The organism is Mesorhizobium sp. B2-4-6, assembly GCF_006442775.1.
Classification (GTDB): Bacteria; Pseudomonadota; Alphaproteobacteria; order Rhizobiales; family Rhizobiaceae; genus Mesorhizobium.
On record NZ_VFVI01000010.1, the window covers coordinates 112909 to 134254 of the forward strand.

Below are 21346 nucleotides of genomic sequence, written 5' to 3' on the forward strand. Positions count from 1 at the left end.
GCCGAAGCCCTCAAGCGCTCTTGCGCAGGCCGGGCTGCCTGGCGAAGAGCTCGCGGAAGACCGGGTATATGTCGGCCGGCGCGGCAATGCGCCTCATCTGGAAGTTCGGCCATTTGCCGTCGACGGCGTTGTAGGCGCGCCAGAGCGACGTGCCGTTCTCGGTCGAGCCGAAAATGTGGCTTTCCCGCTCATCGATGATCTCCACATAGGCGAAATACTGGCAAAGCTGCATGAGTTTGCGGTCGAGCAGTTCTATGCAGCGCTCGGAATCGGTGGCGAAATTGTCGCCGTCGGAGGCCTGGGCGGCGTAGATGTTCCATTCAGAGGCCGGATATCGCTCTTCGATGATGCGATGCATCTCCTCAAGCGCCGTGGAAACGACGGTGCCGCCGCTTTGCGTGTGGTAGAAGAACGTGTGCTCGTCCACCTCCTTGGCCTCGTGGGTGTGGCGAATGAAGACGATCTCGGTGCGCTCGTATCGTCGCGTCAGGAACAGATGCAGCAGCACGAAGAAGCGTTTGGCCAGATCCTTCTCTCGCTCGCCCATCGATCCGGAGACGTCCATCAGGCAGAACATCACGGCACTGGCATTCGGCCGCGGCTGAGGGTCGAAGCGATTGAAGCGGATGTCGACCGGATCGACATAGGCAATCCGCCTGCGCCGGCGCTCCAGCCGATCGAGCTCTTCGCGCAGAGCCTCGATGCGTTCGCGTGTCTTGGCATCCGGCGACCTGGATTCCAGCTCGGCGATCTGCCGGGCGATGGCGTCCACGTCAGCCTGCTTCGGACGCCTGAGCGCGATGCGGCGCCCGTGGCTGTTTCGCATCGTACGCCCGACATTGATGTTGGTCGGCGCGCCGCTTGCCGCGAAGCCCGCCCGCCTCGGCTTGAAGCTGAGTATCTGCTTTAGACTGAGCTTGACCAGATCCGGCAGTTCGAGGTCCTCGAAGAAAAGGTCGAGCACTTCCTCGCGGGACAGCACGAAGCGGAAGTCGTCCTCGGATTCCGTGGTCCCCGGAGCCGAGCCGTAGCCTCCGCCGCCGCCAGGCTTGTCGATAAGATCGCCAGGGCTGAACGTCCGGTTGCCGGGCAGGATGTGCTGGCGCCGGCCGCTTTCCTTGTCGTCGCCGAAGGTCGGTTCGCCGGTGCCCTTGCGAGGCATCGGCACGGCGTGCTCGCGGTCGAGTTCGGCGATGCCGCCGGCGCGGACCTTGTCGCGGATGCTGCGCTTGAGCTCTTCGCGGGCGCGCCGGAGGAAGCGCTGGCGATTGCCAAGGCTTTTGTCCTTCGGGTTCAGGCGGCGGTCGATGAAGATCGGCATGGAACCGTCCCGGCTTTGCTCAACCCGCCTTGTTCACGCGCATGTACCAGTCGACCAGCCGGCGCACCTGCCGCTGGGTATAGCCGCGTTCCACCATGCGCTGCACGAATTCGTTGTGCCGTTTCTCCGTGACGCTGTCCTGCTTGGAGCCGAAGCTGATCACCGGCAGCAGATCCTCGACCTGGCCGAACATGCGCTTCTCGATGACCTCGCGAAGCTTTTCGTAGCTCGTCCAGGACGGGTTGCGGCCATGGTTGCGCGCCCGGGCACGCAAGGTGAATTTGACCACTTCGTTGCGGAAGTCCTTGGGATTGGCGATGCCGGCCGGCTTCTCGACCTGCGACAACTCCTTGTCCAGGATCTCGCGGTTGAGGATCTGGCCGGTGTCGGGGTCCTTGTAGTCTTGATCCTCGATCCAGGCATCGGCATAGGCGATGTAACGGTCGAAGAGGTTCTGACCGTACTCGCTGTAGGATTCCAGATAGGCCTTCTGGATCTCGTGACCGATGAACTCGGCATAACGCGCCGCGAGTTCCGACTTGATGAATTCGAGATAGGCGGCCTCCGTTTCCTTCGGGAATTGCTCGCGCTTGATCGCCTCCTCGAGGATGTACATCAGGTGCACGGGATCGGCAGCCACCTCCTTGGTGTCGTAGTTGAACGTCTGCGACAGGATCTTGAAGGCGAAGCGCGTGCTGACTCCGTTCATGCCTTCGTCGACGCCGGCGGCGTCGCGATATTCCTGGACCGACTTCGCCTTCGGATCGACCTCCTTGAGGTTCTCGCCGTCATAGGCGCGCATCTTGGTGTAGAGCGGCGAGTTCTCATGTTCGGCAAGGCGGGTCGAGACGGTGAAACGGCTGAGAATGTCCAGCACCTCCGGCGCGCAGGGACTGCTTGCCAATTCGCTTTCGCGCAACAGCTTCTCGTAGATGTGCCTTTCCTCGGTGATGCGCAGGCAATAGGGAACCTTGACCACGAGGATGCGGTCGAGGAAGGCCTCGTTGTTCTTGTTGTTCTTGAACTGCTGCCATTCCGATTCGTTGGAATGGGCAACGACGATGCCCTGATAGGGGAACGCGCCGAAATTCTCGGTGCCGTTGTAGCTGCCTTCCTGGGTTGCCGTCAGCAAGGGGTGCAGGACCTTGATGGGCGCCTTGAACATCTCGACGAATTCGAGCAGCCCTTGCGTGGTCCGGTTGAGGCCGCCGCTGTAGGAATAGGCGTCCGGGTCGGACTGGCTGAAGTGCTCCAACTGCCTGATGTCGACCTTGCCGACCAACGCCGAGACGTCCTGGTTGTTCTCGTCGCCGGGCTCGGTCTTGGCGATGGAGATCTGGCGCAGCCGCGACGGCATCAGCTTGACGACGCTGAATTTGGAGATGTCGCCCGAGAGTTCGTCGAGGCGCTTGGCCGCCCAGGGCGAAATCAGTCCGTTCAGGCGGCGGCGGGCGATGCCGTATTTATCCTCCAGCAGATCGCCCATGCGGTCGGGATGGAAAAGGCCGAGCGGCGATTCGAAGACCGGGCTGATCTTGTTGCCGACCTTGAGCGTGTAGATCGGGCGCTCCTCCATCAGCTTCTTCAGCCGTTCGGCCAGCGAGGATTTGCCGCCGCCGACCGGACCGAGGAGATAGAGGATCTGCTTGCGCTCCTCGAGGCCCTGCGAGGCGTAGCGGAAATATCCGGCGATGCGCTCGATCGTGTCCTCCATTCCGTAGAAATCGGAGAAGGAGGGATAGACCTTGACGGTGCGGTTGGAAAAAATGCGGCCGAGCCGCTCGTCCTTGCTGGTGTCGATCAGGTTCGGCTCGCCGATTGCCGCAACCATGCGTTCGGGCGCCGAGGCGTACATGGATTTGTCCTCGCGGCAGGCTAGCAGGTATTGCTGAAGGCTGATCTCCTCCTGAGCCGCGTTGGAATAAATCTCCGAAAACAGATCGAAGACGTCTGATTGATTCTCGCGCATGATGCTTCGCCTCGGAGCCGACAGGCTGCCAGTCGGCTCATCGCTTCATCAACTGCCGGAAAGCATTATGGTTCCCTTCATCTGAAGGGGGGCGCACCGCACTCCGACATCGGCCCTCGGAGTTCCCGACTCGGCCGAAAATGCTCGCCTAACAGCATACGTGGTGATTGCCGGCGGACCGTCAAGGACCGGATTTGTTTTCGCACCGAAAGTTGTCATTTTTGGTCCGTAAACGAGGTGGGTGGCAAGAGTCCGTGCGCCGTCGCCGCAACCTGACTGGAGATGACGATGATCAATCGGCGCAGGCTCATCGCGGCATCGCTGGCGGCACTGTTGCCGCCAGGTGCGTCGGCCGCCGGGCGTCCGGGCCAGCCGGAACCGCAAACTCTCGATTACGGTCCGGCCAAGCTCGATGTCCATGCAGGCGACGACGCGAACAAGCTGCCGGTGGTCTTCTTCGTCCATGGCGGCGCCTGGCGGTTCGGCAACCGCGGCCTGGTCGGGGCCAAGCCGCGCTTCCTGCTCGCCAATGGCTTCGTGTTCGTCTCGATCGATTACCGCATGCTGCCGCAAGCGGATGTCGCCACCCAGGCCGGCGATGTCGAAAAGGCCTACGCCTATGTGCGCGCCAACATCGCCCGGCATGGCGGCGATCCGGACCGCATCGTCGGCATGGGCCACTCGGCCGGCTGCCATCTGATTGCGCTGACCGGCATGCGCGGCGGATTGCCCGGTATCGCCGCGCTGATCCTCGACGATACCAGGGCCTATGATCTTGCCGCGCTTTCCAGGAATGGCGGTATGGTTCGGGCTTATGCGCGTGCCTTCTCCGACCCGGCACAGTGGGCGGCGCTGTCGCCGGCGAGCTATGTCGACGGCAGGAAACATCCGCCGACCTTCATCGCCTATTCGCGGGCATCCGGGCGAGGCGAAGAATCGAAAGCTTTCGCGGAACGCCTGCGCGCCACCGGCACCAAGGTCACGCTGTTCGACGGCAGCGCCTATACACATATGTCGATCAACCGCGATTTCGGCGAGGACGGCGATGCCTTGACCGCGGCCGTGCTGGCCTTCCTCAAGGCGACCGTCGGCTGACTACCAGCGCGTCTTCTCGCCGGGCGCGGCCGGCTCGATCGCCAGCGCATGCACGCCGGCTTTCAATTCGTCGGCGAGCAGTTCGTTGACGGCGCGATGGCGCTCGACGCGACCCATGCCGGCAAAGGCGGCAGAGACGACGCGGACGCGGAAATGTGTTTCGCCGGCGCCGTCGAACGTCGCATGGTGGCCTGACTCGACATGGTGATGGCCGGCGTGAAGGTGGCTTTCGTTGATGACGGCGAGCCTTTCGGGCGAAAACGCCGCCTTCAGCTTGTTTTCCATCGTCGACTGTATGGACATCTCGGATTCCCTTCCCCACTTGACGGCATAGCCGCAAATTGTCGACGGCATAGCCGCAACTCATCTGCGGCACAGCCGCAAAATCTTGAATTTCGACCGCTTTTAAGCCGCGATTCAGCGGTTAGGGCGATCATCGGCGAAATGTCAATTCTTGTTTCGCACGTGCGAACAGCCCATAAATGGGTGAGATGAAAGCGTATCCCAAATATTTCGAGAAAATTCGAATCCGGCCGGAGAAGGACGCAGAGCTTAAGTCGCGCGCGCCGATCTGCCAGTGGGATGGCTGCAACGAGGCGGGAACGCATCGCGCGCCGGTCGGGCGCCTCAAGGAGGGCGAGTATTTCCGTTTCTGCTTCGACCATGTGCGCGAATACAACAAGGGCTTCAACTACTTCTCCGGCGTGTCGGACACTGAGATCGCCCGCTTCCAGAAGGAGGCGCTGACCGGCCACAGGCCGACTTGGCGCATGGGCGCCAATGTCGGCGGAACGCGCTCGGCGCCGGATTTCGCGCAGCAGCGTTCGGGCCGCGCCGGCTACCACAACCGCATGCGCGATCCGTTCAATCTGTTCGGTTCAGGCGCGCGCGAGCCGCGCGAGCGCAAGGCAAAGCCGCTTGAGGCCAAGGCGCTGGAAACGCTTGGCCTTGATACAAAGGCGACTGGTCAGGACATCAAGGCACGTTATAAGGAACTCGTTAAGCGCCACCATCCGGATGCGAATGGCGGCGACAGGGGTTCGGAAGACCGGTTCCGCGATGTGCTGCAGGCCTATCGCGTGCTCAAGCAAGCAGGATTGTGCTGAGCGGCCCTACGGTCCCATGTCGTTTTCCAACTTTCATAAGGTTGGAAAAGGCTCTAAGACCGCCCCCGGACAAAATCGATTGCCGGCGAAACGCGGCGTTTCGCCCGTGGAGACGTTGATAGAGATGAACAAGGTCGATCGCGACATCGCCAACCTGCCCGACACGACGGTGTCGGTGAAGGAGAAATTCGGTTTCGATTCCAAGATGGTCGTGCCCGCCTATTCGGCGGCAACCGAACATGTGCCGGACATCGACCCGGATTATCTGTTCGACAAAGCGACGACATTGGCGATCCTCGCCGGCTTTGCCTACAACCGCCGCGTCATGGTGTCGGGCTATCACGGCACTGGCAAGTCGACGCATATCGAGCAGGTGGCGGCGCGGCTCAACTGGCCTTGCGTGCGCGTCAACCTCGACAGCCATGTCAGCCGTATCGACCTCGTCGGCAAGGACGCCATCGTCGTCAAGGAAGGCCTGCAGGTCACCGAATTCCGCGACGGCATCCTGCCTTGGGCCTATCAGCACAATGTCGCGCTCTGCTTCGACGAATACGATGCCGGCCGCCCGGACGTGATGTTCGTCATCCAGCGCGTGCTGGAATCGTCGGGTCGGCTGACGCTGCTCGACCAGAGCCGGGTCATCCGCCCGCATCCGGCCTTCCGGCTGTTCGCCACCGCCAACACGGTCGGCCTTGGCGACACCACCGGCCTCTATCACGGCACGCAGCAGATCAACCAAGCGCAGATGGATCGCTGGTCGATCGTCACCACGCTCAATTACCTGCCGCACGACAACGAGGTGAACATCGTGCTGGCCAAGGCCAAGCACTATCGCGACAACAAGGGCAAGGACATCGTCAACAAGATGGTGCGCGTCGCCGACATGACGCGCTCGGCCTTCATCAATGGCGACCTGTCCACCGTGATGAGCCCGCGTACCGTCATCACCTGGGCCGAAAACGCCGAGATCTTCGGCGACATCGGCATGGCGTTCCGGCTGACCTTCCTCAACAAGTGCGACGAGCTGGAGCGTTCGGTGGTGGCCGAGTTCTACCAGCGCGCCTTCGGCGAGGATCTGCCGGAGAGCGCCGCCAACGTGGTGCTGGGCTAGACGCGCAGCCGAAAGGCCTCCAGCCTTTCGGCATCAATCGCGCAGGGAATGATCATGGCGGGTCCGGGCGACAACACGCGCAACAAGCCGAAGAACGGGTCTGAAGCCGACAGCTTCAAGCGCGCCGTGACCGTGTGCATGCGCGCCGTCGCCGGCGACAAGGACCTCGAGGTCGGCTTCGCCAAGGACCGGCCCGCTCTGGCCGGCAACCGCGCCCGTCTGCCGGAACTGCCCAAGAAGGCTTCGCGCAACGACATCGCGATCACGCGCGGCTTGGGCGATTCCATGGCGCTGAAGCGCGCCTGCCACGATCAGCGCGTCCACAACAAGCTGGCGCCGGAAGGCAAGCTGGCACGGTCTATCTTCGACGCGGTCGAACAGGCGCGCGTCGAGGCGATCGGCAGCCGCGCCATGCAGGGCGTGGCCGACAATATCGGCTCGATGCTCGAGGACAAATACGCCAAGGCCAACCTCGTCGACGTCAGGGACAAGGCGGACGCGCCGCTCGAGGAAGCGATTGCGCTGATGGTGCGCGAAAAGCTCACCGGACGTCCCGTGCCCAAGAGCGGCGAGCGGCTGGTCGATCTGTGGCGCCCCTGGGTCGAGGAGAAGGCGAGCGGCGACCTCGACGGCCTGTCGGCCAAGCTCGAGGACCAGCAGGCCTTTGCCCGCGTCGTGCGCGACATGCTGGTTTCCATGGAGATGGCCGAGGAGCTCGGCGACGACCAGGAAACCGACGACTCGGAGGAAAACGAAGAGAACGAGCAGCAGGGCGAGGAACAGAGCGAGGAAGGTGGCGAGGAGGATTCAGGCTCCGAGCAGTCGCAGTCTGAAGATGCCGAAGCTTCGGCGGACGAGGAAGAATCGGCCGAGACGGAAGCGACCGACGCCACCTCCGACGACCTTTCCGACGAGGACGATTCCGACGCCGAGACGCCGGGCGAGGCCAAGCGCAACGACAATCCGTTCCTGAACCTGCCGAAAGAGATCGACTACAAGGTGTTCACCACCGCCTTCGACGAGACGGTGGGCGCCGAGGACTTGTGCGAGGAAGAGGAGCTCGACCGGCTGCGCGCCTTCCTCGACAAGCAGCTCGCCAATCTCTCCGGCGTCGTCGGGCGGCTCGCCAACCGGCTGCAGCGCCGGCTGATGGCGCAGCAGAACCGCTCCTGGGATTTCGACCTGGAGGAGGGCTATCTCGATCCGGCCCGGTTGGTGCGCGTCGTCATCGATCCGATGCAGCCGCTCTCCTTCAAGCAGGAGCGCGACACGAAATTCCGCGACACCGTCGTGTCGCTGGTGCTCGACAATTCGGGCTCGATGCGCGGCCGGCCGATCACGGTCGCCGCGACCTGCGCCGACATCCTGGCGCGCACGCTAGAGCGCTGCGGCGTTTCGGTGGAGATCCTCGGCTTCACCACCCGCGCCTGGAAAGGCGGACAGGCGCGCGAGAGATGGCTGAAGGACGGCAAGCCGCCGAACCCCGGCCGCCTCAACGATCTGCGCCACATCATCTACAAATCCGCCGACCATCCGTGGCGGCGCGCGCGACGCAATCTCGGGCTGATGATGCGCGAGGGCCTGCTCAAGGAAAACATCGATGGCGAGGCGCTGCTTTGGGCGCATAACCGGCTCATCGGCCGGCCCGAGCAGCGCAAGATCCTGATGATGATCTCGGACGGCGCGCCGGTCGACGATTCCACGCTCTCGGTCAATCCGGGCAATTATCTGGAGCGGCATCTGCGGGCGGTCATCGAGCTGATCGAGACGCGCTCGCCGGTCGAGCTGCTCGCGATCGGTATCGGCCACGACGTCACGCGCTATTATCGCCGCGCCGTCACCATCGTCGATGCCGAGGAACTGGCCGGCGCCATGACCGAGCAACTCGCCTCGCTGTTTGGCGAGGAAAGCGCGCGCGACACGCGGCGCGGCGGATTGCGGCGCGCCGGATGATCTTTTCGGGGCGGCGGGCGCGGCGGACGCTTTTCGCCTGCGTGCTGGCCTGCGTCTTGCCGGCAATTGCCGCGCCGGGCGCTCCCGCCGAGACGGTCGAGATTTCGGCGCGGCCGATCAGCCAGTTCCATGTCGGCCACGACGAGACACGGTTCGGGCCGCTCGAATTCGTCGGCGGACTCGAGATGACGTCGCCGGCACGCGATTTCGGCGCGCTGTCGGCCTTTCGCTTCCTGAAGCCGGGCAGCGACTTCATCGGTGTCGCCGACACCGGCTTCTGGTTCTTCGGCGCGATCACGCATGGCGCCGACAGGCGCCCATCGGGCGTTTCTAATTTCCGTATGCAGCAGATGGTCGACGCTTCGGGCCAGCCGACCGACCGGAAGTGGGAGGTCGACGCGGAAGGGCTCGCGGTCAAGGACGGTATCGCCACCGTCAGCTTCGAGCGCGATCAGCGCGTCGCTCAGTTCAAGATCGATCCCCACGGTATGAAGGCGCCGATCCGGCAGCTCGATTACCTGGTCCCCGCCAAGGAGCTGCGCCAGAATCGCAGCTTCGAGACCGCCACCCACGCCCACCCTTATGGGCAGCACGCGGGAGGCCTGGTCGTGGTCTCGGAGAGGAGCCTCGACGAAGCCGGCAACGTCTACGCCGCCATCATCGAGGGGCCGCATAAGGGCGTCTTCACCGTCAGGCGCGACGGCGAATTCGACATAACCGACGGCGCCTTCCTGCCGGATGGCGATCTGCTGCTTCTGGAGCGCAGCTTCTCGCTCGCGCGCGGGGTGAAGATGCGGCTGCGGCGCATCTATGGCGAAAGCATCGAGAAGGGCGCGGTCGCCGACGGGCCGGTGCTGATGGAGGCCGACATGGGCTACCAGATCGACAATATGGAAGGGCTCGACGTGTGGACCCGCGACGACGGCGCGCTGATGGTGTCGCTGATCTCCGACGACAACCATTCGATCCTGCAGCGCAACCTCTATTTGGAGTTCGTCTTGCACCAGGATTGAGCAGGACCGGCTGGCAAGGAACCAGCCACCCTGGACTTGCTCTAGATCGTGATGGCGTTTCGTTGAATCGCCGTCACGATCTAACTCTTTGTTGGAGCATGATCTTTCTCCGAAAACCGGTTCCCACTTTTCGGGATCATGCTCTAGCGGCCGACGTGGCGGACTTCGTTCATCACGAAATTGGCGGCGCGCTTGCTCCGGTTGCGGATCTTGAGCGTCGCGGTGTTGTCCACGAAATAGGTGTGAAGGATGCTGTCGCGGGTGCGGACCTCCGGCCCGACGGTATCGACCGCGTGCCAGGTGTCGGTGCCGACCGCAAAGGCGTAGCCGGTGTTCGGGGAAAACGACATCCGGTGCGAATTCTCAAAACGCCCGTCCGGCTTGCGCTCGGCGAAGCGGGTGCCGATGTGGTTGATCGAGTCGTCCTCCGGCAGGTAGAACTGGACCGTGATGCCCTTCCATTTCGTGTCGGTGTGGAAACCGATCTTGTAGCCTGCCACGTCGCGCGTCAGCATCGGCACCGGATACATGCCGACCTTCATGAAATCCGAGCCGAACCGGCGTTCCAGGCCCGGGGCCAGGCGGCGCATAAATGCGTCCCTCAGTTGCGGCGAATGCAGTGCCTTTCCGACCAGGGACCAGATTGCCCTTTTCTCGTCCGGCAGGTGACGGATGTATTCGGGGTAGAGGTCGATCTTGATCCGCGTTGCGGTTCCATCAGTCTTGATGTTCACATTGTTGCGCCCCTTGAGCGCACGATATTCGCGCGCTTCGGGCATGGCGGCGCGCATGCGCAGATAGAGGTCCGCCGGAAAAACATCCGTCATCTCAAGATGCCAGAAAGGCTTTTCCACAAACGCGGCGCGGTCCACGGCGTCCACCATGTGGGAGACAACGTGCTGCAGCGTTTGTTTGGCTGGTGCTGGCGCCACCGCGCCGTCTATGGCCGCCATGGATACTCTCCCCCAATCTAAAGCCCCGAATCCAAATTTCCTGAATACATATATCGCCGCCCCAGCGAAATGCTAACCAAAGCACAGGCTGCATTGCAATGATCCAGGGGACTGACTTCAATCGCGGTTCTCTAAATCACGAAGGGATCTTGCATCAGCGCGAAACGAGCGCGTTGCGAGGAGCGCGGTCGACGGTGCTGACATGGCCGCAGGCCGATATTCAACGGACCTTGTAGATCTCGATCGGCTTTCCCGCGGTAGACTGGTCCAGCTCCAGCCATGCCGGCAGGTCGCCCCGCAGCAGCGCCGCGGCAAGGCCCTTCGGTGCGTCCAGGCCCAGCGATATCTCTTCCGTGTTGCCGCGGCAGATCGCGACCATCCCCACATGCTCGCGCTCGATGACGGCGCGCGCGGCGTCCGGCATTCCCATGAAAGCGTCGAGCATGGCAAGGTTACCGCCGACATTGCGGTGGTAAGGGCCGGCCAGCGCCCGGTGGCGGGTGAACATCAGTATTCCCGAGCCGAGATTGGACGATGCAAGCACCGTCGTCGCCGGCATGGCGGCAAGATCGTGGAAGTCGCTTGGCTTGCCGCAGGTCACGGCGTGATCGGGATCGGAATTGATCCGCTGCGGCGCCTTCTGGACCACGGACTGCGCCGCCACCGCGACCCCGGCCCAGGTCGCGTTGAGCGAGACCAGCCACGCCATGACGATGCCGCTGGAAAGGCGCCATGAAGGCGCGGCGTCCGCCCGCAGGCGGATTTTCGCAATCCAGGCCGAGAGCGGCAATACGGCGATGGCGACGGAAAAGGTCGAGCCGCGCACCTGCCAGAGGCTGACGCCGAAGGCGACGACAAGCAGGATGGCGGCGAGCATCTCCTCGCGGCGCAGGCGACGCGTCCGGAGTTGAAAGCCGATCAGCAGGATGGCGATGAAGGGCGTCACATAGCGCGCCGCCATCAGCTTCGGCTGGTGGACGGCGACGCTCCAGAAGGGCTGTGCTTCGACCACGTCGGCCAGCCAATAGGTGCGGATACGCTCGTCCATGCCCGCATAGGGCGACGCCAGGCATTGCGGGAAGAACAGCATCGCGGCGGCCGCGACCACCACCGCCAGCGCCAGCGCGGAGCCGAGGCGCGCCCGGGTTGTCGGTCCGGTCAATGCAGCGGCGATCGCCAGGCCGAAGCCGGACAGCGCCGCTACCGCGAACTGGAAGGACGAGAAGGCGTCGCATTGGGCCACGCCCCAGTCGGCTGGCCGGATCGTCGCCACGAAGACCAGCGAGGCGATGCCGGCAAATCCGAGGCCGAAGCCTCGTGCCGTGACGCGCTCCTTGTCGTCGAGGATGAACAGCACAGCGGCACAGATGCCGAGCACCGCCACATAGGGGGCGGTCTCCATGCCGACAGCCAGCGTCAGGCCGGCGCAAATGCCCGACAGAAGGGCCGCGGGCCGCCAGGAGGGCGCTTCCATCAGGAGCCAGAGGCTGGTCGCCGTCAGCAACAACTGGACATTGTGGTGATCGATCACGCCCGGGCTGTAGATCACCAGGAAGAAAAGGCCCGCCGTCGACAGGATGAGCGCCGGCATCGCCACATTCGCGCCGGCGAAGCGCTGCGAGGCGCGCATCAGCACGAATATGGTCAGCCCATAGAGCAGGGTCGGCCAGATAATCTGCGCGGCGCGTTCGGCGGTGGCGGTGCTGGCGCCGAGCGCATCGAAGGCCATGATGATCAGCGCGAGCGGCGTGTCCACCAGCCGCGACCAGTGCATGACGAAGCCGCCCGAGGCGCCCATCCTGTATTGATGGAGGTCGAACCAGCCCTGGCCGCCGAGTAGGTCGCGGACGTCGACCAGCCGCAGCATGCTGTCATTGTCGGCGCCGTAGTTGGCAAGGGTGGGGAAGTCGGAAACCGCGTTGATCGTCAGCACCACCAGCGTGGCGCACAACGCAAGCAGGAGATCGTTTTTCCAACCGGTGCCTTGCACGGTCATGCTGGTTGCAATGCCCTGGAGAATTTTCGCGATCCTGCATCATCGGGCGTAACAAAGCGTAAAGCCGCCGCGGCGATCCGGATTACGGCGTTCTGGCCGCGATCCAGATGACGTGGCGGGCGCCGCGCTTGCCGTTGGCCCGCGTGTTGATCTCCTCGACCGCGAAGCCGGCCTGCTTCAGCCGCCGGGTGAAGCGGCTGTCCGCCCCCTGCGACCAGACCGCCAGAACGCCGCCGGGCTTCAAGGCGGCGCGCGCGGCCGCCAGGCCGGCCGCGCCATAGAGCGTGTCGTTGCCCTTGTAGACGATGCCTTCGGGGCCGTTGTCGACGTCGAGCAGGATGGCGTCCCAGGCGGCCTTCTGCGCCCTTATCAACTGGCCGACATCGGCCTCGCGAAGGGTGACGCGCGGGTCGTCGAGGCAGCCGTCGAATATCCCGGACATGGGGCCCCGCGCCCAGGCGACGACCGCGGGAACCAGTTCGGCGACGGTGACGGCGGCGTCGCGATCGAGCGCGGCGAGGGCGGCGCGCAAGGTGAAGCCCATGCCGAGCCCGCCGATGAGGATGCCTGGCCGCTTGGCGTCGGCGATCCGCTCGCAGGAAAGCCTGGCGAGCGCCTCCTCGGAGCCGCTGAGGCGGCTGTTCATCAACTCGTTGGTGCCGAGCATGATCGAGAATTCAGCCCCGCGCCGCTTCAGGCGAAGTTCCTGCGCGCCATCAGGCGTGCGGGCGGAATCGAGTTGAACCCAGGGGATCACGGTCTCTCTTTTGGTTTGAACATGAGCTTTTCCAAAAACCGGGTCCCAGTTTTTGGGATCATGCTCTCTCTTTTTGTTTGGAGCATGATCATTTCCAAAAACCCAGTCCCACTTTTTGGGATCATGCTCCGACCGCGACCGCCGGCTGGCTCCAGCGCGCGGCGAGCAGCCGATAGGGGATCAGCGCCACGATGGCAATGACCAGCTTGACCGAAAGGTCGCCAAGCGCCCAGGACACCCAGCGCATCGTCTCGACCGGCAGCACGCCCATCAGCGGCGCGGTCTCCAGCGCGAAGCTGTCACTGGGGCCGGCAAAGGCGAAGGCGGCGGAGAAGGCGACGCCGAAGAAGACGATGGTGTCGAACACCGAGCCGACCAGCGTGCCGACGATAGGCGCGCGCCACCAGCTCTGCCGGCGCAGCCGGTTGAAGACGGTGACGTCGAGCAATTGCGCGGTGAGGAAGGCGGCACCCGAGGCGGCCGCGATGCGCACCAGCCGGTCGGCGGCGGTCTCGAACTCGATCAGGCCGTGGCGGAACAGGAAAGGCGGGATCAGGATCGAGCAGGTCACCGCCGTCATGAAGCCGACGAACACCACTTTGCGCGCCACGGCCGGACCGTAGCGGCGGTTGGCGAGGTCGGTGACCAGGAAGGAGAACGGATAGGTGAAGGCACCCCAGGTGAGCACGTCCGCCAGCGCCAGACCGCCGACCTGGCCCTGCATCGGGAACTGGACAAGGATGTTGGAGGCCACGACGACAAGCGCCATGGCAGCCACGAAGGGCAAATATCGCGTCAGGAAATTCATTTTTTTATCCTGGGTAATGGAACCAGCCGAGCGCCATGCCGACGCCCGCCCTTGTTTCGAGCACCGGTCTGGCCGGGGCTCGAGGCGGTCGTCCCCCGCCTGAAAGCTGCTTTAAGCGGCCGGCTGCTCGGCCAGCTTCTTGGCGATCTGCTTCTTGAGCAGACGCGCGCGCTGCGACAATTCCTTGGCGTCGGCCTTGGCCAGGAAGGCGTCGAGGCCGCCGCGGTGCTCGACCGAACGCAGCGCGTTGGCCGAAATGCGCAGGCGAACATTCTGGTTCAGCGCTTCGGAAATAAGCGTCACATTGACCAGGTTCGGCAGGAAGCGACGCTTGGTCTTGTTGTTGGCGTGGCTCACATTGTTGCCGGTCTGGACTGCCTTGGCAGTGAGTTCGCAGGTGCGGGACATTTGTCTAACCTTCAGTTTCTAAACCTGCCAAACCATTCTGCCCGCGCCGGGCGGCGCGCGGTCTCGGTCAGGCGGCCTTTGGAAAAGTTGGCGTTCCATAGTGGCATTTCACCACTGCGTCAAGCTCCGGCACGCGGCCCGTCGTCAGGCGCGCTCCATATAAAGGCCGGATTTCACAGTATAAGCCCTTCGCGAAGGGATATGCCAGGCTGGAGCCGCTGCGTTCCGGCCGAACCGCCAGGGATTCGCCAGCCGCCATGCTCCGTCCATCTCATGCATTCGCCAGCCTGCTTGCCCTTGCCGTGCCGGCAACAAGCTTCGCCGCCGCGGCGCCGCAGTCCTTCAAGGGCGAGTATACGGTGTCCTATCTCGGCCTTTCGATCGCCAGGGCGACTTTTTCCAGCCGCTACGAAGGCGACAGCTATGCCATCGACGGCACCGTCTCGGCCGCCGGCCTCGGCAAGCTCTTCGACGACACGAAAGGCACGATCTCGTCGAAAGGCACGATTTCCGGCAAGCAGATGCAGCCGCATGCCTTCCGGGCCGACTATACATCCGGCAAAAAGGCCTCGATGGTCGAGATCCGCTTCGCCAACGGTGCGGTCACCTCCACGCAGGTCGTTCCCGCGCCGAAGAAGCGCGATCCGAAGAGTTGGGTGCCGCTCGGCGATAGCGACCTGAGATCGGTGCTCGATCCCATGGCCGCGACCGTCATCCATGCCGACAGCCTGGACAAGGTCTGCGGGCGGACAGTTAAATTCTATGACGGCGAGATGCGCGCCGACCTTACCTTGACCTATGCCTCCAAGGGCTCGATCTCGGTGCCGGGCTACAAGGGCGACACGGTGACCTGCAAGATGGGCTTCGAGCCGGTGGCGGGCTATCGCAAGGGCCGCAAGGCGCTGAATTTCCTCAAGAACAAGAGCCGCATGCTGGTGACGTTTGCACCGCTCGGCCAATCCGGCGTATATGCGCCGATCCGCGCCACGGTCGGGACCCAGATCGGTCCGCTGACCATCAGCGCGGGACGGTTCGAAGCGGTCAACTAGATCAGGCGCTACCGCGCGCCGGCGGGGAACGAATGGCGCGCGCAACATTGATCGGGTTTTCGGCGGTCGCCATGTGGGCGCTGCTGGCGCTGCTCACCGACGCCTCGGGCCAAGTGCCTCCGTTCCTGTTGTCGGCCATCACCTTCGCCATCGGCACCTGCGTCGGGCTCGCGGCCCGGCTGTTGATGCCGGCGCCCGACCGGAGCCAGAAGATCCCGCCACAGGTCTGGGTGATCGGCATAGCCGGCCTGTTCGGCTACCACTTCTTCTATTTCACGGCGCTGCGCAACGCGCCGGCGGTCGAGGCGAGCCTGATCGCCTATCTGTGGCCGCTGCTGATCGTGCTCGGCTCGGCGCTGATGCCGGGCGAGCGGCTTGCCTGGAACCATGTCGTCGGCGCGCTGCTCGGCCTTGCCGGCACCTTCCTGATCGTCACCAAGGGTGGCGCGCTCGCCTTCGACGCGCACTATGCCTTCGGCTATGCGATGGCCGCCGTCTGCGCGCTGTTGTGGTCGTCCTATTCGCTCCTGTCGCGGCGCTTCCCGTCGGTGCCGACCTCGATCGTCACCTGGTTCTGCGCGGCGACGTCGGTGCTGTCGCTTATCTGTCATTTTCTGCTTGAGAGGACGGTGCTGCCGGATGGCCCTGGACAGTGGCTGGCCGTGATCGGGCTCGGCCTGATGCCGGTGGGCGCGGCCTTCTACGCCTGGGACATCGGAGTCAAGCGCGGCAATATCCAGGTGCTGGGCGCCGCGAGCTATGCCGCGCCGCTCCTGTCGACGCTGGTGCTGATCGCTGCCGGCGTCGCCGAGCCGTCGCTGCGCATCCTCGCCGCCTGCGTGCTCATCACCGCCGGCGCCGCGCTGGCGGCGAAGTCGCTGCTGATGCGCAAGACGGCGGCCAAAGAGGTCAACGCATGATGCCGTTTCCCGGCGGCATCGAGGCCAACGCCAATGCGACCCTGCTGTTCTCGTTCGTCGCGGCGGTGATCTACGCCTTTGCGCTCGACATGCCGCCGAAATGGACGCGCAGCGCGGCAAAGACTCTGGCCGTGGCTTTGCTGGCCGTGCTCGCCGCCATGCAGGGCGGTCCGCTGCTGCTCGTCGCGGCGCTGGGCCTAAGCGCCGTCGGCGACGCCTTCCTGTCGCGCGACGGCGAAAAGGCTTTTCTCGGCGGGCTGGCGAGCTTTCTCGCCGGCCACATCGCTTATGTCGCGCTGTTTTTGCAGGCGGGCGGCGGGCTCGGCCTGTTGAGCGCGGAATCCTGGCGAGGCGCGATTGCACTCGCCATGGCCGCATTCAGCATCGTCATGCTTGCCGCGCTCTGGCGCCGCGTCGGCCCGCAGTTGCGTATCCCGGTCGCCGTCTATGTCGCGGCGATCCTCGCCATGGGCATTTCGGCGCTCACCACGGACAAGGTCTGGGTCATCGCCGGCGCGGTGCTGTTCATCGCGTCGGACGGGCTGCTGGCAACCGAACGCTTCCTGCTCGCGGCGATCTCGCCGCATCGCGTTTGGATGCGCTACGCGGTCTGGGTGCTTTACTACGCCGCCCAACTGGCGATCGCGCTGGAATTTCTTCTCAGCTAGGCGATCTTCGGCTGCCAGCCCGGCTCGGCCAACTCGAAGGCCGCAAAATCGAAGCCCGGCGCCACGGTGCAGCCGACCAGCGTCCATTCGCCGAGGCTGCGCGCCGATTGCCACCAGCCGGCTGGCACGACGATCTGCGGCCGTTCGCCGGCGGCAAGGGCGGTGCCCAGCACCTGCTCGATGACCACGCTCGCGCCTTCCTCATGCATCGACAGCGCCAGCGGCGCGCCGGCATAAAAGTGCCAGGCCTCGGCCGCGTCCTTCACCCGGTGCCATGCCGAAAGCTGGCCCTGCTCGAGCAGGAAATAGATCGCGGTCGAATGACCGCGCGAGCCGCCCGCGGCGTCGCGAAAGGTCTCGGCATACCAACCGCCCTCGGGATGCGGCTTGAGGCCCAGCGTTGCGATGATCTCGGCGGCGCTGGTGGTCATTCGCATCCTTTGTCTTGATGCATGTCGTCATCCCAAAACCGCCGCACACTTTTGGGCGACATGCCTCTCAAAAATTATCCTTGCGCTTGCGGATCTCGGCAAAGACCTCGGCGTCCGAGGCTTTCTCCATGCCGAGATGCTTGCGGATCGCCGGGTCGTGCCAGCGCAGGAACGGGTTGGTCGACAGTTCCTCGCCGATGGTCGTCGGCAATGTCGGCTTGTTGTCGGCGCGCAACGCCTCGATCCTTGCCGCGCGCTGCTTCAACACCGGATTGCTGGGGTCGACCGTCACCGCGAAGCGGGCATTGGCCAAGGTGTATTCGTGGCCGCAATAGATGGCGGTTTGCGCCGGCAGCGCCGCCAGTTTCTTCAGCGATTCATACATGACCGGCGGCTTGCATTCGAACAGGCGGCCGCAACCCAGCGCAAACAGCGTGTCGGCGGTGAAGGCTACTTTCGAAGCGGGCAGATGGTAGGAGACGTGGCCAGCAGTATGGCCGGGCGTCTCGATGACCTCGATCCTTTCCTCGCCCAGGCGCACGACCGAACCCTGGCCAACCGTCTCGTCGATGCCGGGGATCTTTGCCTTTTCGGCTTCCGGGCCGAGGATGCGCAATTTGAAGCGTTCCTTCAGCGCCAGATTGGCTTCGACATGGTCGGCATGATGGTGCGTGGTGAGGATCAATGTCGGCGTCCAGCCGGTGCGCTTGATCGCGGCCAGGATAGGCGCCTCTTCCGGCGCGTCGATGATCGCCGTCTGCCCGCTTTTCGGATCGTGGACTAGCACGCCGAAATTGTCGGTGCGGCACATGAACTGCTCGATTTCGACCGGCATCGACATTCTCTCCGTTATCGCCGCAGAGATAGGGCGGCCGGCCGCCGATGTCATCTGCCTTTGTTGAACTTGACCACTTTGTTGAACTCGGGCTCCTTCGCGGCTACCGTCCCGCGCATGCATTCGGATATCGTCGATCTGCGCTCCTTCTACTCGACCACACTCGGGCGTCTGGCCGAGCGTTCGATCACCATGGCGCTGTCGTCCATATGGGCAACCGTTCCCAACGAGCGGCTGGTCGGCCTCGGCTACACGCTGCCCTGGCTGGAACGCTTCGGCACCGATGCCGAGCGCGTCTTCGCCTTCATGCCGGCGACGCAGGGCGCGGTGGTGTGGCCGGTGTCGGGGCCGACGGCGACGGCGCTGGTCTTCGACGAGGAACTGCCGCTAGTCGATTCCTGCATCGACCGGGTGCTCTTGGTGCATTCGCTCGAACATGCCGAAAACCCACGCGAGACGCTGAACGAGATTTGGCGCGTGCTGTCGCCGGCGGGCAGTGTCGTCATTGTCGTGCCCAATCGGCGCGGCGTCTGGGCGCGGTTCGAGCACACGCCCTTCGGCAATGGCCGGCCGTTCTCGCGCGGCCAGTTGACCGAGTTGCTGCGCGAGGCGAATTTCACCCCGGCGACGTGGAGCGACGCGCTGTTCTTCCCGCCGTCGCCGCGGCGTTTCATGATGCGGTTCCACAATGTGCTGGAGAGAGTCGGCCGGCGGTTCTGGCCGATCTTTTCCGGCGTCATCGTCGTCGAGGCACAGAAGCGGCTCTACCAGGGCGTGCCGGTCGCGCAGCGCGCCTCTCGCCGTGTGTTCGTGCCGGTGTTCTCGCCACAGGGCGCAACGCGGCTTGGCCGGCATGCGGCTGACGCCGCGCCTGGCCAAGTGACGCGTTCGTGATCGCGACCGCGCCTTGCATCGCGCGGCGATCGTCACCCTATCTGAGGCATGCTCGATCTGAGGAATGCCCGCTTGGCGCGGTGTTCGTGCCCGCCGCGGAAACCAGGAATATCCTTCATGGACAACCAGACCGATAAAAAGCCAGGCTCAAAAAAGGCCGCCGTCTCGGTCGAGGCGAGCAGCCTCGCCGACCAGGTGGCGACGATCAAGCTGGGGTTGAAGGCCTCGCCGGTGCGCAGGCAACTTGCCTGGGTCTCCATCGGCATTGTCGCGGTCATCGTCGCAACCTCGATCGGACAGGTTCTGCTCAACCGCTGGAACCAGCCTTTCTACGATGCGCTAGCCCGGCGCGACATGGCTGCTTTCCTGCACCAGTTGCTCATCTTTGCGATGATCGCCGGCGGGCTTCTGGTGCTCAATATCGGCCAGACCTGGCTCAACCAGATGATCCGTTTGAGGCTGCGCGAGGCGCTGACGCTGGACCTGATCGATCAATGGATGCGTCCGGCGCGGGCCTTCCGGCTGGCCAATGCCGGCGCCATTGGCGTCAATCCCGACCAGCGCATGCAGCAGGATGCCGCTCATTTGTCGGACCTGTCGACAGATCTCGGCGTCGGCCTGCTGCAGTCGTTCATCCTGCTCGTCTCCTTCGTCGGCGTGCTGTGGCAGCTGTCTTCCGGCTTCGTGTTCCACGTCGGCGGCTATTCGCTGGCGATACCGGGCTACATGGTCTGGGCCGCATTCCTCTATGCCGGCATCGCCTCGTGGCTGAGCTGGCTGGTCGGGCGTCCGCTGATCAGCCTCAACAGCGAGCGCTACACCCGCGAAGCGGAGCTGCGCTCCTCCATGGTGCGGATCAACGAGAATGTCGACGCGATCGCGCTCTATCATGGCGAGCCCGATGCCCGGCGCCGGCTCGAGCTCGACCTCGGCACGGTGCTGGGCGCCATGCGGCGCATCTTCACCGCCCAGATCAACCTGTCCTGGGTGACCGATACCTATGGCTGGATAACGGTGGTGGCGCCTATCCTGGTGGCTTCGCCGGTCTATTTCTCGGGCGATATCAGCTTCGGCGGGCTGATGATGGCGGTCGGCGCCTTCAACCAGGTTCACTCGTCCCTGCGCTGGTTCATCAACAACATCGGCAGTATCGCCGACTGGCGCGCCACGTTGATGCGCGTGGCCGATTTCCGCATCGCGCTCACCGAAACCGACGCGCTGCATGACACGGAAAAACGCATCCGGTTCGGCGAAAACGCCAATGGCAGCCTGACCTTCGACACGCTTGAGGTGGCTTCGCCGGAAGGCTGCACCAAGCTTGCCCAGACGGATGTCGAAATCCACTCCGGCGAGCGCGTCATGATCACCGGCGAGCCGGGGGCCGGCAAGACATTGTTCTTCCGCGCCATTGCCGGCCTGTGGCCATGGGGGAGCGGCCGGATCGGCTTGCCGGCCGGGGAGCCCCCCATCTTCGTGCCGCGCGTGCCCTATTTTCCGGCCGGCACGTTGCGCGAGGTGCTCGATCATCCGAACGGCGAGGCCCCGGCCAGCGATACCGAAATTTCGGCGGTGCTTGCCGAGGTTGGCCTCGAACGGCTGTCATCCTCGCTCGACCGCAGCGGGCGTTGGGAGCGTGAGTTGGGCGACGACGAACAACGGGCGCTGGCTTTCGCCAGGCTCGCCTTGCGCAAGCCGAAATGGGTAATCATCGACGAGGCGCTCGATGCGTTCGACGGGCCGACGTTGCGGCGGGTTCTGGCTATGCTTCAGAAGCGCCTGCCCGAAACCGCGATCGTCAATATCGGACGTGGTCAGCACAACAATCAGTTTTTTCCGCGCTCGCTGAACATCGTCAAGGATACCGGCGCGCCGGCGCTGAAACCCGCGCGAGTCAGGGCAGGGGCGATCGAACCGCCGCCTCCGGTGGCTCGCCGCAAGAAGGAATCCACTGAAGCATAGGGCGTTTCACCGTTTCGCGGAAAACGGCTCTATCTCTTTGTTTTCACGCAGTTCCTGACGGAAAAATGTGCAGCGGTTTTCGTCGGCGTCGTGTCAAGGA

General features: G+C 64.1%; 20 protein-coding genes. 10 read left to right on the forward strand and 10 right to left on the reverse strand.

Features of this window, described 5'->3' with window-relative positions; translation table 11 throughout:
* Positions 1-10: 10 nt before the first annotated feature.
* On the reverse strand, positions 11-1321 hold the full coding sequence (locus tag FJ957_RS23055) for a YeaH/YhbH family protein (protein ID WP_140835132.1): 1311 nt from the start codon (positions 1319-1321) through the stop codon (positions 11-13).
* A gap of 19 nt (positions 1322-1340) precedes the next feature.
* On the reverse strand, positions 1341-3290 hold the full coding sequence (locus FJ957_RS23060; RefSeq protein ID WP_140835133.1) for a PrkA family serine protein kinase: 1950 nt from the start codon (positions 3288-3290) through the stop codon (positions 1341-1343).
* A gap of 288 nt (positions 3291-3578) precedes the next feature.
* Between FJ957_RS23060 and FJ957_RS23065 the strand changes: the two genes are divergently transcribed.
* Positions 3579-4385 carry an alpha/beta hydrolase gene (locus FJ957_RS23065; protein ID WP_140835134.1) on the forward strand — a complete coding sequence of 269 codons (807 nt, stop codon included), beginning with the start codon at positions 3579-3581 and terminating at the stop codon, positions 4383-4385.
* Here the strand turns inward: FJ957_RS23065 and FJ957_RS23070 are convergent, their stop codons facing one another.
* Positions 4386-4688 carry a BolA family protein gene (locus tag FJ957_RS23070; RefSeq protein ID WP_140645148.1) on the reverse strand — a complete coding sequence of 101 codons (303 nt, stop codon included), beginning with the start codon at positions 4686-4688 and terminating at the stop codon, positions 4386-4388.
* 179 nt (positions 4689-4867) lie between these two features.
* On the opposite strand from FJ957_RS23070, the gene FJ957_RS23075 reads away from it, so the two are divergent.
* From FJ957_RS23075 to FJ957_RS23090, 4 genes are all read left to right on the forward strand, one after another.
* The gene (locus tag FJ957_RS23075) at positions 4868-5491 is read left to right on the forward strand and encodes a J domain-containing protein (RefSeq protein ID WP_140659654.1); all 624 of its coding nucleotides are present in this window, start codon (positions 4868-4870) and stop codon (positions 5489-5491) included.
* A gap of 124 nt (positions 5492-5615) precedes the next feature.
* A complete protein-coding gene (cobS, locus tag FJ957_RS23080) occupies positions 5616-6602 on the forward strand; it encodes a cobaltochelatase subunit CobS (protein WP_040989309.1) in 987 nt (328 codons plus the stop codon).
* 54 nt (positions 6603-6656) lie between these two features.
* Positions 6657-8555: a cobaltochelatase subunit CobT gene (cobT, locus tag FJ957_RS23085; RefSeq protein WP_140645150.1), complete on the forward strand. Its 1899-nt coding sequence runs from the start codon at positions 6657-6659 to the stop codon at positions 8553-8555.
* Positions 8552-9568: an esterase-like activity of phytase family protein gene (locus FJ957_RS23090; protein ID WP_140835135.1), complete on the forward strand. Its 1017-nt coding sequence runs from the start codon at positions 8552-8554 to the stop codon at positions 9566-9568. Before cobT ends, FJ957_RS23090 begins: the two co-directional genes overlap by 4 nt.
* 143 nt (positions 9569-9711) lie before the next feature.
* Here FJ957_RS23090 and FJ957_RS23095 read toward each other — a convergent pair whose 3' ends face one another.
* The 5 genes from FJ957_RS23095 to rpmB all read right to left on the reverse strand — a co-directional run bounded on the left by FJ957_RS23095 (position 9712) and on the right by rpmB (position 14490).
* Complete coding sequence (locus FJ957_RS23095) at positions 9712-10521, reverse strand: hypothetical protein (RefSeq protein WP_140835136.1); 810 nt, start codon at positions 10519-10521, stop codon at positions 9712-9714.
* 220 nt (positions 10522-10741) lie between these two features.
* Positions 10742-12517: a GtrA family protein gene (locus tag FJ957_RS23100; RefSeq protein WP_140835137.1), complete on the reverse strand. Its 1776-nt coding sequence runs from the start codon at positions 12515-12517 to the stop codon at positions 10742-10744.
* An 82-nt stretch (positions 12518-12599) separates the two neighbouring features.
* The gene (locus FJ957_RS23105) at positions 12600-13274 is read right to left on the reverse strand and encodes a hypothetical protein (RefSeq protein WP_140835138.1); all 675 of its coding nucleotides are present in this window, start codon (positions 13272-13274) and stop codon (positions 12600-12602) included.
* A 121-nt stretch (positions 13275-13395) separates the two neighbouring features.
* Complete coding sequence (locus FJ957_RS23110) at positions 13396-14082, reverse strand: queuosine precursor transporter (RefSeq protein ID WP_140835139.1); 687 nt, start codon at positions 14080-14082, stop codon at positions 13396-13398.
* Between the two features lie 111 nt (positions 14083-14193).
* Positions 14194-14490 (reverse strand): 50S ribosomal protein L28, encoded by a 297-nt coding sequence (gene rpmB / locus FJ957_RS23115; protein WP_140784042.1) that lies wholly within the window; start codon positions 14488-14490, stop codon positions 14194-14196.
* A 257-nt stretch (positions 14491-14747) separates the two neighbouring features.
* On the opposite strand from rpmB, the gene FJ957_RS23120 reads away from it, so the two are divergent.
* Genes FJ957_RS23120 through FJ957_RS23130 form a run of 3 tightly spaced genes read left to right on the forward strand, consistent with a single transcriptional unit; the run spans position 14748 to position 17127 of the window.
* A complete protein-coding gene (locus FJ957_RS23120; protein WP_140835140.1) occupies positions 14748-15539 on the forward strand; it encodes a DUF3108 domain-containing protein in 792 nt (263 codons plus the stop codon).
* A gap of 32 nt (positions 15540-15571) precedes the next feature.
* Positions 15572-16459 carry a DMT family transporter gene (locus FJ957_RS23125; RefSeq protein WP_140835141.1) on the forward strand — a complete coding sequence of 296 codons (888 nt, stop codon included), beginning with the start codon at positions 15572-15574 and terminating at the stop codon, positions 16457-16459.
* Entirely contained in the window at positions 16456-17127 is a 672-nt protein-coding gene (locus tag FJ957_RS23130) for a lysoplasmalogenase (RefSeq protein WP_140835142.1), read from the forward strand. Before FJ957_RS23125 ends, FJ957_RS23130 begins: the two co-directional genes overlap by 4 nt.
* On the opposite strand, the gene FJ957_RS23135 is transcribed toward FJ957_RS23130, so the two are convergent.
* Together FJ957_RS23135 and gloB are read right to left on the reverse strand one after the other, a co-directional pair.
* Positions 17124-17558, reverse strand: a complete 435-nt coding sequence (locus FJ957_RS23135; protein ID WP_140835143.1) for a cupin domain-containing protein — start codon at positions 17556-17558, stop codon at positions 17124-17126. The genes FJ957_RS23130 and FJ957_RS23135 overlap by 4 nt on opposite strands.
* A 67-nt stretch (positions 17559-17625) precedes the next feature.
* Positions 17626-18393 (reverse strand): hydroxyacylglutathione hydrolase, encoded by a 768-nt coding sequence (gloB, locus tag FJ957_RS23140; protein WP_140835144.1) that lies wholly within the window; start codon positions 18391-18393, stop codon positions 17626-17628.
* 117 nt (positions 18394-18510) lie between these two features.
* Between gloB and FJ957_RS23145 the strand changes: the two genes are divergently transcribed.
* Positions 18511-19287: a methyltransferase domain-containing protein gene (locus FJ957_RS23145; RefSeq protein WP_140835145.1), complete on the forward strand. Its 777-nt coding sequence runs from the start codon at positions 18511-18513 to the stop codon at positions 19285-19287.
* A gap of 117 nt (positions 19288-19404) precedes the next feature.
* Positions 19405-21246, forward strand: a complete 1842-nt coding sequence (locus FJ957_RS23150; RefSeq protein WP_140835146.1) for an ABC transporter ATP-binding protein/permease — start codon at positions 19405-19407, stop codon at positions 21244-21246.
* The last annotated feature ends 100 nt before the right edge of the window (positions 21247-21346 follow it).

Excerpts from the sequence above, each read along its gene's own strand:
- FJ957_RS23110 (WP_140835139.1), bottom strand. The coding sequence starts at position 14,082 with ATGAATTTCCTGACGCGATATTTGCCCTTCGTGGCTGCCATGGCGCTT.
- FJ957_RS23090 (WP_140835135.1), top strand. The coding sequence starts at position 8,552 with ATGATCTTTTCGGGGCGGCGGGCGCGGCGGACGCTTTTCGCCTGCGTG.
- FJ957_RS23130 (WP_140835142.1), top strand. The coding sequence starts at position 16,456 with ATGATGCCGTTTCCCGGCGGCATCGAGGCCAACGCCAATGCGACCCTG.
- FJ957_RS23125 (WP_140835141.1), top strand. The coding sequence starts at position 15,572 with ATGGCGCGCGCAACATTGATCGGGTTTTCGGCGGTCGCCATGTGGGCG.
- FJ957_RS23055 (WP_140835132.1), bottom strand. The coding sequence starts at position 1,321 with ATGCCGATCTTCATCGACCGCCGCCTGAACCCGAAGGACAAAAGCCTT.
- gloB (WP_140835144.1), bottom strand. The coding sequence starts at position 18,393 with ATGCCGGTCGAAATCGAGCAGTTCATGTGCCGCACCGACAATTTCGGC.
- FJ957_RS23120 (WP_140835140.1), top strand. The coding sequence starts at position 14,748 with ATGCTCCGTCCATCTCATGCATTCGCCAGCCTGCTTGCCCTTGCCGTG.
- FJ957_RS23095 (WP_140835136.1), bottom strand. The coding sequence starts at position 10,521 with ATGGCGGCCATAGACGGCGCGGTGGCGCCAGCACCAGCCAAACAAACG.
- FJ957_RS23145 (WP_140835145.1), top strand. The coding sequence starts at position 18,511 with ATGCATTCGGATATCGTCGATCTGCGCTCCTTCTACTCGACCACACTC.
- cobS (WP_040989309.1), top strand. The coding sequence starts at position 5,616 with ATGAACAAGGTCGATCGCGACATCGCCAACCTGCCCGACACGACGGTG.
- FJ957_RS23150 (WP_140835146.1), top strand. The coding sequence starts at position 19,405 with ATGGACAACCAGACCGATAAAAAGCCAGGCTCAAAAAAGGCCGCCGTC.
- rpmB (WP_140784042.1), bottom strand. The coding sequence starts at position 14,490 with ATGTCCCGCACCTGCGAACTCACTGCCAAGGCAGTCCAGACCGGCAAC.
- FJ957_RS23100 (WP_140835137.1), bottom strand. The coding sequence starts at position 12,517 with ATGACCGTGCAAGGCACCGGTTGGAAAAACGATCTCCTGCTTGCGTTG.
- FJ957_RS23135 (WP_140835143.1), bottom strand. The coding sequence starts at position 17,558 with ATGACCACCAGCGCCGCCGAGATCATCGCAACGCTGGGCCTCAAGCCG.
- FJ957_RS23060 (WP_140835133.1), bottom strand. The coding sequence starts at position 3,290 with ATGCGCGAGAATCAATCAGACGTCTTCGATCTGTTTTCGGAGATTTAT.
- FJ957_RS23070 (WP_140645148.1), bottom strand. The coding sequence starts at position 4,688 with ATGTCCATACAGTCGACGATGGAAAACAAGCTGAAGGCGGCGTTTTCG.
- FJ957_RS23075 (WP_140659654.1), top strand. The coding sequence starts at position 4,868 with ATGGGTGAGATGAAAGCGTATCCCAAATATTTCGAGAAAATTCGAATC.
- FJ957_RS23065 (WP_140835134.1), top strand. The coding sequence starts at position 3,579 with ATGATCAATCGGCGCAGGCTCATCGCGGCATCGCTGGCGGCACTGTTG.
- cobT (WP_140645150.1), top strand. The coding sequence starts at position 6,657 with ATGGCGGGTCCGGGCGACAACACGCGCAACAAGCCGAAGAACGGGTCT.